The sequence below is a fragment of the Chromobacterium violaceum ATCC 12472 genome (assembly GCF_000007705.1).
Lineage (GTDB): Bacteria > Pseudomonadota > Gammaproteobacteria > Burkholderiales > Chromobacteriaceae > Chromobacterium > Chromobacterium violaceum.
In genome coordinates this window covers 2662004-2674984 of record NC_005085.1, presented here as the reverse complement: position 1 = coordinate 2674984, position 12981 = coordinate 2662004, and the positions used below count along the sequence as shown (strand labels likewise).

The window sequence follows — 12981 nt, the reverse complement described above, 5'->3', positions numbered from 1 at the left end:
CCCGTTTTGGCCGGCGGGTATCAAGAGCCTTGCCGGTCGCAGATGCGCCGCATCAGCGACTCCAGCGGGCCGTGGCGGAAGCGCCGCGACCATAGCCAGGCGAAGGCCGCGGCGGCGATGCAGTACAGCGCCGCGGCGAGCGGCGCGCGCGCGAGTTCACCGCTGTCGAGCCATCCCATTTCTTCCAGTACGCCCATGCCGATCAGGATGTGGGCGATGTACAGCGTCAGCGTCTGACGTCCGGCGGCCAGCAACGGGGAGAGCCGCGCCGCCAGTCGCGGCCGGGCCGCCAGCAGCAGGCAACCGCCTATCGCCGCGCTGGCGATGCCGCCGGCGTTCAGCATGTACAGCGGCCCCGGCGGCAGCGGCTTGGTGCCGAGGAACGCCGAGAGTGGCGCAGGCGTCAGGTCCCGTAGCCAAGCCGACAGTAGCCCGCTGGCCAAGGCGAGTAGGCTGCCCCCTGCGATCAGCGCCCATTGCGTCTTGGGACGGGCCAGCGGCTGCCGGGACAGCCACAAGCCCCAGATCGCGAAACCCAGCCACGGCAGCATCGGATGCCAGCCGTTGAACAGCAGGTTGCGGACGAAGCCGATCGGCGTCCAGAAGTCGACATAGCTCAATTCGCCCCAGTTCCATCCCCGGCTGTAATCCAGCGTCAATTGCAGCGCGAAAGCCGACGATAGCGTCAAGCCGAGAGCGGCCAGCAACAGGCGGCCGGATAGCGGCAGCAGCAGGCAGGCCGCGAGAAAATAGAAGGCGTAATAGTGGATGATGTCGGCCGGAAACAGCGTGAAGTTGAGCAGGCCGACGGCGAGCAGGAACATCGCGCGCCGGCAGGTCTGGGCGACGGCCTGGTCGCGCGCGAGGCGTGCGGTCGCCAGGCCCAGCCCTATGCCGGCCAGCGTGACGAAGATGGCGGCCGACCGTCCCTCCAGCGGCGATAGCCATGCCAGCAGAGGGTCCTGCGCCGATGGGAAGGGCGCGATCGCCAGGCGGAAGTTCACCATCACCATGCCGATCAAGGCCAGGCAGCGGGCCAGATCCAGGCCATTCAGGCGATTGGGGGGCGCATTCATCTTGTTCCTCCTGCCGTGGATAAGAGTTTGTCGATCAAGGTCAAGATGTCAGCGGTTTCCAGGTGCGCGCCCAGCAGGGTCCGGTTGATCGCGCATCCCTCCAGCGCATCCAGCAGCCAGTGGGCGCAGGCGGAAAAGGGAAGGCTGCCGTCTATCTCGGCCTGCGCGGCTCCCCGGCGCAAGGTATCGGCCAAGGCGTCGGCCAGCTGGCGGCGGTTGGCCGCGAACATCGCCGCTAATTCGGTATTGCGCGCCGCCTCGGCCAGCACCTCGGCAGTCAGGCTGACGTCTTCCGGACGCTCGCATAGCCGCAGATAGCGTTCGGCGAAACTGCGGATGGCCTGGCGCGCCGGGTCCGCAGCCAGCGCGTCCATCAGCGCCTGTTTTTCCAGCGCCTCAAGGGCCGCGATTTCGGCGATCAGCGCCTGCTTGTTCGGAAAGTGGTTGTACAGATTGCCCAGGCTCACGCCTGCGGCGTCCGCGATGTCGCGCATCCCGGTTTGATGAAAGCCGGAGGAAACGAAGCAGGCGAGCGCCGCCTCGACGATCTGGGCTCGGCGGCTGTCGGTTTGTTGCTGGCGTTTGTTTGCCACTAAGGCCTCACTATGTTTGACGGAGCGCTGTCTCAATATATTTATGAACGAACGTTCATTCAATATGAGATTGAAAAAAGCGGAAAAATGGCATGGGCGTGTGGTGAAAAAGCAAAACCGCGCTCCGCGTAACGCGTGGCGGAGCACTTGCCATGCAGGCATTTAAAGCGCGCAAGTGCCGGATTCAGGCTCGGCATCCGTGGTTGCGAGTGTCGCCGCAATGTCGGTGCGGCCGGGAAGGAAGCGCCTGTCCGGCTGGCTCTATGCCGGAAGACGGATACGCCTGGCTTCGTTGCGTTCAGGCTGGACGATTGCGCGGGCTGGGAAGGACGTTGCGGATTGCGAGAGTCGTATCTACAGCGGGGAAGGCTCGGTGGAGCGAAAAGGGGCGCCGAAGCGCCCCTGTCATCGCCGGTGCATTCGGCGTGGCGTTTACTTGGCTTCGCCGCCCACGGTGGACACCACTTCCCACTTGCCGTTCTTCACCTGGTACACGGTGACGGCGCCGTTTTTGATGTCGCCCTTGTCGTCAAAGGCGATCTTGCCGGTCACGCCCTGGTAATCGGTCTTGCCGACTTCAGGCAGGTAAGCCTTCGGATCGTAGGACTTGGCGCGCTTCATCGCGTCCACCAGCACCATCACGGCGTCGTATTCGAACGGCGCGTAGATCTGCACGTCGGTGTTGAATTCCTTCTTGAACTTCTCGTCGAAGGCCTTGAAGCCCGGCATCTTGTCGCGGGAAATGCCGCAGCTGGATGCGTACTGGCCTTCGGAGGCGTCGCCGGCCAGCTTGACGAATTCCGGGGTTTGCCAGCCGTCGCCGCCCATCAGCTTGGCCTTGATGCCGAGGCGCTGCATCTGCTTGGCCAGCGGGCCCGCCTGCGCGTCCATGCCGCCGTAGAACACCAGATCCGGGTTGGTGGCCTTGATCGAGGTGAGAATGGCGTTGAAGTCGGTGGCGGTGTTGTTGGTGAACTCGCGTTTCACCACCTGCGCGCCCTTGGCCTTGACCGCGCCCTCGAACTGGTCGGCCAGGCCCTGGCCGTAAGCGGTGCGGTCGTCGATGATGGCGATTTTCTTGGCGTTCAGCGTGCCGGCGGCGAATTCGCCCAGCGCCTTGCCCTGCTGCACGTCGTTGGCGATTACGCGGAAGGTGGTCTTGAAGCCCTGCTTGGTGTAGTCAGGGTTGGTGGCGGACGGGGAAATCTGCGGCAGGCCGGCGTCGGAGTAAATCTTGGAGGCCGGGATGGTGGTGCCGGAGTTCAGGTGGCCTACCACGCCGACCACGCCCGCGTCCACCAGGCGCTGGGCGACCTGGGTGCCGATTTTCGGGTCGCCCTGGTCGTCCTCGGACACCAGTTCGAATTTCACCTTCTTGCCGCCGATCTCCACGCCCTTGGCGTTCAGATCCTCGATGGCGAGCTTGGCGCCGTACTCGTTGTCCTTGCCCAGGTGCGAAATCGGGCCGGACATCGGAGAAACCTGGCCGATCTTGACCACGGTTTCGCCGCCGCCTGCGGCGGCCTGGCTGGGAGCGGAGGCGGCCTGGCCGCCAGATGCCGGCTGTTCCTGCTTGCTGCAGGCGTTCATGGCGATGACGGCGGTGGCGATCAGGCTATAGCGAGCATATTTGTTCATTGAGCGTTCCCCTGAATCTTATCTGCGTAGACTTTGATGATCTCTTTGGCAAACCAACAACACTGTTAAGAGGCTGGTAGCTGCGATCGATTATGTTGAGCAGTTCGCGAGGGTGTCAATCCGGCCCGGCGCGCACCCAATGAATATAGGACCAATATCGCTTTTTTGCGGCAAATAAGTTGAAAACGGGCGTATGGCCATTTGGTCATACGCCCGTCATTTTAGCTTATCCGTTTGATTTTCAATGCTTTGTGCGTTGCGCGCCGACATGCCGCGCCCGGCATTGATGTCAGGCGGATGCCCCCATGTCATGGGCGAGGGCCGCTCTTTGCTGGCTATCTTCTGCCCGAATTTCAGTCCATCCGGCCAGATTGTTCCGGACTATTCCCGCGAGAGAGGATATCCATTGCGGGTCTTCGTTCAGACAGGGGATGTAGCGGAATTCGCCACCGCCGTGGCTCAGGAAGGTTTCCTTGCCCTCCATCGCGATTTCTTCCAGCGTTTCCAGGCAATCGCCGACAAAACCGGGGCAGACGACATCCACCCTGGCGGTTTTCGCCTTGCCCAGCGCTTCCAGCACTTCGCTGGTATACGGTTTTAGCCATTCGGTGCGGCCGAAGCGGCTCTGGAAACTGATGACGTATTGATCCGGCCGCAGCTGCAGCGCTTCCGCCAGCAGCCGTCCTGTCTTCTGGCATTCGCAATGGTAGGGATCGCCTTTGTCGCGGGTGAAGCGCGGCACGCCGTGGAAGCTCATCACCAGCTTGTCCGGCCGCTGGCCGTATTGCCAATGCTTGCGGATTTGAGCGGCCAGCGCGGCGATGTAGCCCGGATCATCGTGAAAATGCCTCACCGTGCGGACTTCCGGCATGTTGCGCAGCCGGCTCAGCACGCGGAAGGCTTCGTCCAGCGCGGTGGCGCTGGAGGAGGCGGCGTATTGCGGATACAGCGGCAGCAGCAGCAGTCTTTCCACGCCTTGCTCGCGCATCTTGCCGATCACGCTCTCGATCGATGGGTTGCCGTAACGCATCGCGTAGTCGACGGCCAGATTGTGCAGTCCCATCTCGCCCAACTGGCCTTTCAGCAGCTTGGCCTGGCTGCGGGTATGTAGCAGCAACGGCGAACCTTCCTTGGTCCAGATGCTGGCGTATTTCTTGGCCGACTGCTTGGGGCGGGTGTTCAGGATGATGCCGTTGAGAATCAGCCACCAGGGCAGGCGCGGAATCTCGATCACGCGCGGGTCGGACAAAAATTGCTTGAGGTAGGGACGCAGCGCTTGCGCGGTGGGCGCGTCCGGCGTGCCCAGGTTGATCAGCAGCACGCCGGTTTTGGGCGCGTAATCATGGCGGAACGCCGGTTCAGTCAGATAGCGGGGCATGGCCATCCTTAAGAAGTGGGTAGCGGGGCGCAAAAGCGCCCCCGAAGGTCAATCGTCGCGGGCGGGGGCCAGCACGGTGCGGTTGCCGTTGCTTTCCATCGAGGATACCAAGCCGGCAGCCTCCATCTGTTCGATCAGGCGCGCCGCCCGGTTATAGCCTATGCGCAGGTGGCGTTGCACCGAAGAGATGGAGGCCTTGCGGGTCTTGATCACGATGGCGACAGCCTCGTCGTACAACGGGTCCGCCTCGCCATCGGCGTCGCCGTCCAGCCCGCCGGCCGCGCCGCCGTCGTCTCCGTCGGCCTGTCCGGTGAGGATGCCCTCGACGTAGTTGGGCTCGCCGGTGGTTTTCAGGAACTCGACCACGTGGTGGACTTCCTCGTCCGATACGAAAGCGCCGTGGACGCGGTTGGGATAGCCGGTGCCGGGCGGCAGGTACAGCATGTCGCCCTGTCCCAGCAGCGTCTCCGCGCCCATCTGGTCGAGGATGGTGCGGCTGTCTATCTTGCTCGACACCTGGAACGCGATCCGGGTCGGGATATTGGCCTTGATCAGGCCGGTGATCACGTCAACCGACGGCCGCTGAGTGGCCAGGATCAGGTGGATGCCGGCGGCGCGGGCCTTCTGCGCCAGGCGGGCGATCAGCTCTTCAATCTTCTTGCCCGCCACCATCATCAGGTCGGCGAGTTCGTCTATCACCACCACCACCAGCGGCAGGGTGTCGAGCGGCTCCGGCGTTTCCGGCGTCAGGCTGAACGGGTTGGGGATCTTCTCGCCGGCCTTGTCGGCGTCTTTGATCTTCTGGTTGAAGCCGGCCAGGTTGCGCACGCCCAGCTTGGACATCAGCTTGTAACGGCGCTCCATCTCGCCGACGCACCAGTTGAGCGCGTTGGCGGCCTGCTTCATGTCGGTGACCACCGGGGCCAGCAGGTGCGGAATGCCCTCGTATACCGACAGCTCCAGCATCTTGGGGTCCACCATGATCAGCCGGACTTCCTGCGGCGTCGCCTTGTACAGCAGCGACAGGATCATCGCGTTGATCGCCACCGATTTGCCGGAGCCGGTGGTGCCGGCCACCAGCACGTGCGGCATCTTGGCCAGATCGGCCGACACCGGCTGGCCGGCGATGTCCTTGCCCAGCGCCATGGTCAGGCGCGAAGCCATGTTCTGGTAGCCGTCGGAGCCGATGATCTCGGTCAGCTTCACGATCTGGCGTTTGGGATTGGGCAGCTCCAGTCCCATGTACGTCTTGCCGGGGATGGTTTCCACCACGCGGATGGAAACCAGCGACAGCGCGCGCGCCAGGTCCTTCATCAGGTTGACGATCTGCGCGCCCTTGACGCCGACCGCGGGCTCGATCTCGTAGCGGGTGATCACCGGGCCGGGATAGGCGGCGATCACCTTGACGTCCACGCCGAAGTCGGCGAGCTTGCGTTCTATCAATCTAGACGTGTATTCCACGGTCTCCTGCGACACCGGCTCCAGCAGCTCCTTGGGCGCGTCCAGCAGGCTCAGGCCGGGCAGGGCGGCGTCCTTGGGGTCGGCAAACAGCGACTGCTGCACCGGCTTCTGCGCCTTGGCCGACACCGGCACTTCCAGCACCGGCGGCTCGATGCGCACCGGCGCGGTTTCCTCGATCTTCTTCTTGGCGACCGAAACCTTTTCTTCGCGCTTCTGCGCGGTTTCCTTGCCGATCTCGCGGTCCTTCTTCGCCTGCCAGCTTTGCCACAGGCCGATCACGCCTTCTTCCAGCGCGGTGCCGATGCGCTCCATCAGATTGAGCCAGGACAGGCCGGTGAACAGCGAAAAGCCGATGGCGGACAGCACGCCCAGCAGCAGGTAGGCGCCGGACAGGCCCAGGCCGTGGCCGATCCCCTTGCCGATGAAATGGCCGAACATGCCGCCGGCGTCCAGCGGCAGCTTCAGCGCCTTGCCGTCCAGCACGATGGCTTCGAAGCTGGAGCTGGAGAGCAGCAACAGCACGAAGCCGCCGACGGCGGCGGCGGTGATGGGATTGAACTTGAAACCCAGGCTTTCGATGCGGCGGTAGCCCCAGCCTATCGCCACCAGGCAGAACACCACCAGCCACCAGGCGGAAAAACCGAACACGTACAGCAGCATGTCCGACAGCCAGGCGCCGAAAGCGCCGCCGTAATTGCGGACGGTGGGGTCGGAAGAGCTGTGCGACCAGGAGGAGTCGAGCGGGGAATAACTGGCCAGCACCAGCACAAGGTAGACGGCCGCTACCGCCATCAGCAGCCACCATGCTTCGCGGAGCAGGGAGACCAGCTGCGGCGGCAGCGGCGTCTGGTTGTTCTTGACTACGGCTTTGCGCTTGAAAAATCGCATTTTTTTCATATTTGGCTATGACAGCTGATGATTATAGCCTGATGCGAAGCTTTGCACCTCACCGAGGATACAGCGCGCCCAGCACGCGGGGGCCTTGCGCGCCGGTGACGGAGGGCAGGTTGCCGGCCTGGCGTCGGTCGAAGCGCCATCCCAGCCAGGCGAAGGCGATCGCCTCGATCAGCTGCGCGGGCAGGCCCAGCGCCTCGATGGCGGCCACGCGCTGCCCGGGCAGCTGGCGGGCGATTTCAGCCATCAGCGCGCCGTTGCGCGCGCCGCCGCCGCAGACGTAGACCGCCTGGTTGCCGGGACAGTGCTCCAGGATGGCGTCGGCGATGCCGCGGGCGCTGAAGGCCAGCAGAGTGGCCTGCACGTCGCGCGGAGGCGGGGCGGATGGCAAGGCGCCCAGCTTGCCCGCCAGCCACTCGTCGTCGAACAGGTCGCGGCCGGTGCTCTTGGGCGGCGGCTGCGTCAGGTAGGGTTCGGCCAGCATCGCGGCCAGCAGCGGCGGGTGAACCGCGCCGCCGGCGGCCCAATTGCCGTCTTCGTCGAAGGGCTGGCCGGTGTGGCGCAGGCACCAGGCGTCCATCAGCATGTTGCCGGGGCCGCAGTCGAAACCTATCGCCTCTTGGCCCGCGTGCAGCCGAGCGATGTTGCTGATGCCGCCGATGTTCAGGATCACGCGTTTTTCGTCCGGGCTGGAGAACGCGCCTTGCTGGAAGGCGGGCACCAGCGGCGCGCCATGGCCGCCGGCGGCGACATCGCGGCTGCGGAAGTCCGCTATCACGTCGATGCCGGCCAGCTCGGCCAGCTTGGCCATATTGCCGATCTGGACCGTGTAGCCGTCGTGCGGCGCATGGCGCACGGTCTGGCCATGGCAGGCGATGGCGCGGATGTCCTCCGCGCGGCGGCCGGACTTCTGCAGCAGCTCGCGCGCGGCCTGGGCGTAAATCTCCGCCAGCCGGTTGGCCAGGGTTTGCGCGCGGTGCAGCTCGTCATGGCCGCGGGGCTGCAGCGCCAGCACGGCTTGCTTGACCGCGTCGGGATAGGGCACGACGTGGTCGGCCTGCGGCTCCGGGCGGCCGGCGTCGTCGAAGCGCACCAGCACGGCGTCCACGCCGTCCAGGCTGGTGCCGGACATCATGCCGATATATAAGTCTGTCATCAGTCGATCTGGGCTACGTTGACCGGGATGCTCTGCAGCAGGTTCAGCCGCGCGCTCAGCACCTGTTTCTTGGCGTCGAACTGCGCAAGCTGCGTCTTGCTCAGGCCCGGGGTGGGCAGGGCGTTGGTGGCCGGATCCACCGGCTGGTCGTTGACCCGCACTTCGAAATGCAGGTGGGCGCCGGTGGAGCGGCCCGTGCTTCCAACATAGCCTATCACATCGCCGGCCTTCACTTTGCCGCCGGGCTGGATGCCCTTGCCGAAGGCGCTCATGTGCGCGTACAGCGTGGTCAGCTTGCCGTTGTGGCGTATCATCACCACGTTGCCGTAGCCGTTTTCGCGCGCGACCTTCACCAGCTCGCCGTCGGCGGGCGCGACGATGGGCGTGCCGGCGCTGGCGGCGTAGTCGATGCCGGAGTGCATGCGCAGCGAGCGCAGTATGGGATGCTTGCGCAGGCCGAAGCCGGAGCTGATGCGGGCGCCGGCCACCGGCTGGCGGCTGAAACCTTTCTTGATCGGCTTGCCTTCGCCGTCGTAGTAGGCGCCGCTTTCGCTGTCGTGGGCGAAGTAAAAGGCTTGGTGCAGCTTGCCGGCCCGCTCGATCGATACCGCCAGCAGGTTGCCGCTGGCGATGGCGGTGCCGGCGTAGACCATGGTCTCGTACACCAGATTGATGCGGTCGCCCGGCTTCAGGCTGGAGAGTTCGAACTGGTCGGCAAACACTTCGGACAACTGGTTGCGGATGTCGGCCGGCACGCGGGCGGCGGCCAGTTCGGCGGCGGCGCCGCGCTTCAGCGTGATGGAGCGCACGGTCTCCACGCTTTCCGCGGCCACCGGGTCGGCGCTGGCCTGCCATTTGCCGTCGCGCTTCTCCAGCGCCACCAGCAATTGTTCGCCGTTGTCGTCGTCCTGCAGGAAGCGCAGGCCGAAAAGCTCGCCGGCGTCGTTGGTCTGCACCGTCAGCGTGGCGCCGACTTTCAGCTTGAGCAGATCCTTGGCCAGCGGGCTGGTATAGAGGAAGGCGTGAGCCTCGTTGTCGCGCACGCCCAGGCGGTTCAGCACCCGGGCCACGGTGTCGCCGCGCTTGACCGCCTCGTCGCGCCAGTAGCGGGTCTGGCTGTCGGCGAAACGGAACTCGGGCAAAGCCAGCCGCTCGATCACCTGTTGCTGCTGCACCTGCTCGGGCAGGGTTTCCTTGGCGCCGTTGGCGACGGCGAAGGCGGTGGCCGTGCCCAGCAGCGGCAGGCAGGCGGCGACGCCCAGCCAGCTCAGGTGGTGGTTGACCAGCCGGCTGGCGCATTTTTGCGGGATGTGTAGCAGTTTGCGATAATCCATCACTTTTCCGGGCAGGCGCCGCCTGCCTATGCAAAATATTGATCCGATTCCGGCGCGTGCATGCGCCAAAATCATGTTTGGTAGGCGGTCCGCGCGATAGTTCCGGCAAAGTCGTCAGTGTGCCGCAGAATGATGCGCGAGCCAAATGACCAGCGGCCAAAATGGCCGCCATTCGCAATCCATCTGGCAAGAATATGAAATTGACCCTGTTGTTACCCGGCCTGTGCTGGCTGGACGCCCACGACGGCGCGGAGGTCGGCAAGGGGCTGAGCGTTCCTGCGCTGCAACAGCTGCTGGGCAAGGGCGCCCTCCTGCGCTGCGGCGAGAGCCACGCCGAGTGCCTGGGCCGCCTCTGGGGCGCGCCGGCGACTGGCCTGGCGCGGCTGGCCGCCGCCGAGACCGGCCTGGATGCCGCGCAAGGAGACTGGCTGTTCGCCGACCCGGTGCATCTGAGGGTGGACCGCGACCGCGCGTTGCTGGCCGACGTCGGCGTGATGCAGGTCAGCCAGGACGAGGCCGCCAAGCTGGCCGAAGCGTTGAACCGCCACTTCGGCGAAGACGGGCTGAGCTTCCATCCGGCGCAGCCCGGCCGTTGGCTGCTGCGCTCGGACAAGCCGTTGCGGGCCAGCTTCACGCCGTTGTGGGACGTGGTGGGCGAGGACATCAACCGCCACTTGCCGCAAGGCGCCGACGGCCTGGCCTGGAGCCGGATGCTGAACGAACTGCAGATGCTGCTGTACACTCAGCCGGTCAACGACGCGCGCGAAGCGCGCGGCGAGCTGGCCATCAACAGCGTGTGGCTGTGGGGCGAGGGCGAAGCCGGCGCGTGGCGCGCTCCGGCGCCCAGGCTGCTGGCCGACGACGAGGCGCTGCTGCCGCTGGCGAGCCGGACCGGCATGCGCGCGGACGCCGCGCCGTTCGCCTTCGACGGCCTGGAGCCGGGCGACGACTGTCTGCTGGTGCTGGACGCGCTGCAGGCCGCCGCGCAGTACCGCGACGCCTGGGGCTGGCGCGAGACGCTGGAACGCCTGGAGCGCGACTGGTTCGCGCCGATGCTGTCCGCCCTGCGCCGGCGCCAGCTGGAGCAATTGACGCTGATCGCCACCGGCCCGGCCGGCTTCGAGCTGACGCTCAGGCCCGTCGACCTGTGGAAGTTCTGGAAACGCGCGCTGCCGCTGGCGGCGCTGTACTAGAAGAAGACATGTCGCAAATCGTTACCCGCGAAGTGCCCGCCGAACTGCAGCAAAAGCTGCTCGGCCAGGGCCTGACCCCGCTGCAGGCGCGGCTGTACGCCGCCCGCGGCATCGCCGACAGCGAAGAGCTGGACTACGGCCTGAAGGGCCTGCTGCCTTATCAAAAACTGAAGAACGTCGAAGCGATGGCCAGCCGCCTGGCCGACGCCATCGCCGCCAAGCAGCGCCTGCTGGTGGTCGCCGATTACGACGCCGACGGCGCCACCGCCTGCGCGGTGGCGGTGAAGGGCCTGTCCATGCTGGGCGCCATCATCGGCTTCATCGTGCCCAACCGCTTCGAGTACGGTTACGGCCTGACGCCGGAAATCGTCGAACTGGCGGCGCAGAAACGGCCGGACATCATCGTCACCGTCGACAACGGCATCGCCAGCGTCGCCGGCGTGGAAGCGGCCAAGGCGCGCGGCATCGAGGTGCTGGTCACCGACCACCACTTGCCGGGCGACACCTTGCCGGAGGCGCTGATCGTCAACCCCAACCAGCCCGGCTGCGAGTTTCCGTCGAAAAACCTGGCCGGCGTCGGCGTGATGTTCTACGTGTTGATGGCTTTGCGGGTGGAGATGCGCCGGCGCGGCGTGTTCGACGAGCAGACCCAGCCCAATCTGGGCGTGCTGCTGGACCTGGTGGCGCTGGGCACGGTGGCGGACGTGGTGCGGCTGGACCGCAACAACCGCACGCTGGTGGAAAACGGTCTCAAGCGCATGCGGGCCGGGCGGATGGCGCCCGGCATCGCGGCATTGTTCCGCGTCGCCGGCCGCGCCCACTACAAGGCCAACACCTTCGATCTGGGCTTCACCCTGGGGCCGCGGCTGAATGCCGCCGGCCGGCTGGACGACATGAGCCTGGGCATCGCCTGCCTGTTGGCGAGCAATGAAGAGCAGGCGATGCGGCTGGCGCAGGAGCTGGACAAGCTCAACCGCGAGCGGCGCGGCATCGAGGCCGGCATGCAGGACGAGGCGCTGGCGGCGCTGTCCGGCATCGACGCCGGCAACCGCTACACGCTCAGCCTGTACCGCGATGACTGGCACCAGGGCGTAGTGGGGATTGTGGCTTCCCGGTTGAAGGAGCGCTTCCACCGGCCGGCCATCGTGTTCGCGCCGGGCGACGAGGGCGAGATCAAGGGTTCCGGCCGCTCGATTCCCGGCTTCCACCTGCGCGACGCGCTGGACCTGGTCTACAAGCGCCATCCGGGGCTGATTCTCAAGTTCGGCGGCCACGCGATGGCGGCCGGCCTGAGCCTGGACGAAAGCCGCTTCGCCGAGTTCCAGCAGGCGTTCGAGGCGGTGGCGCGCGAGCTGCTGGACGAGAAGCAGCTGACCCGGATGATAGAAACCGACGGCAGCCTGCCGGCGCGCGACCTCAGCCTGCAACTGGCCGAGACGCTGGCGGCTGAGGTGTGGGGGCAAGGCTTCCCGGTGCCGTATTTCCACGACCAGTTCATGGTGGTGAATCAGAAACTGGTCGGCGACAAGCACCTGAAGCTGCGCCTGGCGCGCGAAGGCTGCGAATTCGACGCGATGCTGTTCAACCATGCCGACTGGCTGCCGGACCGCATCCAGGCGGTGTACCAGCTGATCGCCAACGAATGGCAGGGACGCAAGGAACTGCAGGTCTACCTGCAGCATTGGGCCGCGGCCTGATGCGGCCGGCGGACGGCGTGGAAGCGAAACCGCTGGTCCTGACCGGCGGCCCTGGGGCGGGGAAAACGTCCTTGCTGACGATGTTGGAAAACATGGGTTATCCGACGCAGGGAGAAGCGGGGCGGGCCATCATCCAGGACCAGCAGCGGATAGGCGGCAACGCGCTGCCCTGGGTCGATCCGCGCGCGTTCGCAGAGCAGATGCTGGCTTGGGACATGCGCAATTTCAGCAACGCCCAACGGGAGGCGGGGCCCGTGTTTTTGGATCGAGGCATTCCGGACACCATCGGTTATCTGGAGCTGTCGGGGCTTCCCGTCCCCGCGCACATGGAAAAGGCGGCCTGCATGTTTCGCTATGAGAAGGTTTTTCTGTTGCGTCCCTGGCCGGAGATTTTCACGCAGGACAGCGAGCGCCGGCAGACCTTGGCCGAGGCCGAGCGCACTTGCGTGGCGATGGAGCGCGTCTACGGCCGCTTGGGATACATATTGATCGAAGTGCCGCGCGGGTCGCTCGAGGAGCGGGCGGCTTTTGTGATCGGCCAGGCGGGCGCCTGAGGGCGGG

General features: G+C 65.6%; 10 protein-coding genes. 3 read left to right on the top strand and 7 right to left on the bottom strand.

Annotated features, from left to right (window positions below; genetic code table 11):
* Window positions 1-20: 20 nt before the first annotated feature.
* The 7 genes from CV_RS12140 to CV_RS12110 form a co-directional block, all read right to left on the bottom strand.
* Window positions 21-1076 (bottom strand): DUF418 domain-containing protein, encoded by a 1056-nt coding sequence (locus tag CV_RS12140; RefSeq protein WP_011136031.1) that lies wholly within the window; start codon window positions 1074-1076, stop codon window positions 21-23.
* Window positions 1073-1669, bottom strand: a complete 597-nt coding sequence (locus CV_RS12135) for a TetR/AcrR family transcriptional regulator (protein WP_011136030.1) — start codon at window positions 1667-1669, stop codon at window positions 1073-1075. Before CV_RS12135 ends, CV_RS12140 begins: the two co-directional genes overlap by 4 nt.
* Window positions 1670-2101: 432 nt before the next feature.
* Window positions 2102-3307 carry a branched-chain amino acid ABC transporter substrate-binding protein gene (locus tag CV_RS12130; RefSeq protein ID WP_011136028.1) on the bottom strand — a complete coding sequence of 402 codons (1206 nt, stop codon included), beginning with the start codon at window positions 3305-3307 and terminating at the stop codon, window positions 2102-2104.
* Window positions 3308-3596: 289 nt separating this feature from the next.
* Window positions 3597-4685: a ferrochelatase gene (gene hemH, locus CV_RS12125; RefSeq protein WP_043596194.1), complete on the bottom strand. Its 1089-nt coding sequence runs from the start codon at window positions 4683-4685 to the stop codon at window positions 3597-3599.
* 48 nt (window positions 4686-4733) lie between these two features.
* Window positions 4734-7034 (bottom strand): DNA translocase FtsK, encoded by a 2301-nt coding sequence (locus CV_RS12120; RefSeq protein ID WP_045050881.1) that lies wholly within the window; start codon window positions 7032-7034, stop codon window positions 4734-4736.
* 58 nt (window positions 7035-7092) lie between these two features.
* A complete protein-coding gene (locus CV_RS12115; protein WP_043596192.1) occupies window positions 7093-8196 on the bottom strand; it encodes an anhydro-N-acetylmuramic acid kinase in 1104 nt (367 codons plus the stop codon).
* A complete protein-coding gene (locus tag CV_RS12110; protein WP_011136024.1) occupies window positions 8196-9530 on the bottom strand; it encodes a M23 family metallopeptidase in 1335 nt (444 codons plus the stop codon). The genes CV_RS12115 and CV_RS12110 overlap by 1 nt, the downstream gene beginning before the upstream one ends.
* Before the next feature lie 194 nt (window positions 9531-9724).
* Between CV_RS12110 and CV_RS12105 the strand changes: the two genes are divergently transcribed.
* Genes CV_RS12105 through CV_RS12095 form a run of 3 tightly spaced genes read left to right on the top strand, consistent with a single transcriptional unit; the run spans window position 9725 to window position 12974 of the window.
* Window positions 9725-10723, top strand: a complete 999-nt coding sequence (locus CV_RS12105) for a hypothetical protein (protein ID WP_011136023.1) — start codon at window positions 9725-9727, stop codon at window positions 10721-10723.
* A gap of 8 nt (window positions 10724-10731) precedes the next feature.
* Window positions 10732-12420 (top strand): single-stranded-DNA-specific exonuclease RecJ, encoded by a 1689-nt coding sequence (gene recJ / locus CV_RS12100; protein ID WP_011136022.1) that lies wholly within the window; start codon window positions 10732-10734, stop codon window positions 12418-12420.
* Window positions 12420-12974 carry an AAA family ATPase gene (locus CV_RS12095; RefSeq protein WP_052278910.1) on the top strand — a complete coding sequence of 185 codons (555 nt, stop codon included), beginning with the start codon at window positions 12420-12422 and terminating at the stop codon, window positions 12972-12974. Before recJ ends, CV_RS12095 begins: the two co-directional genes overlap by 1 nt.
* The last annotated feature ends 7 nt before the right edge of the window (window positions 12975-12981 follow it).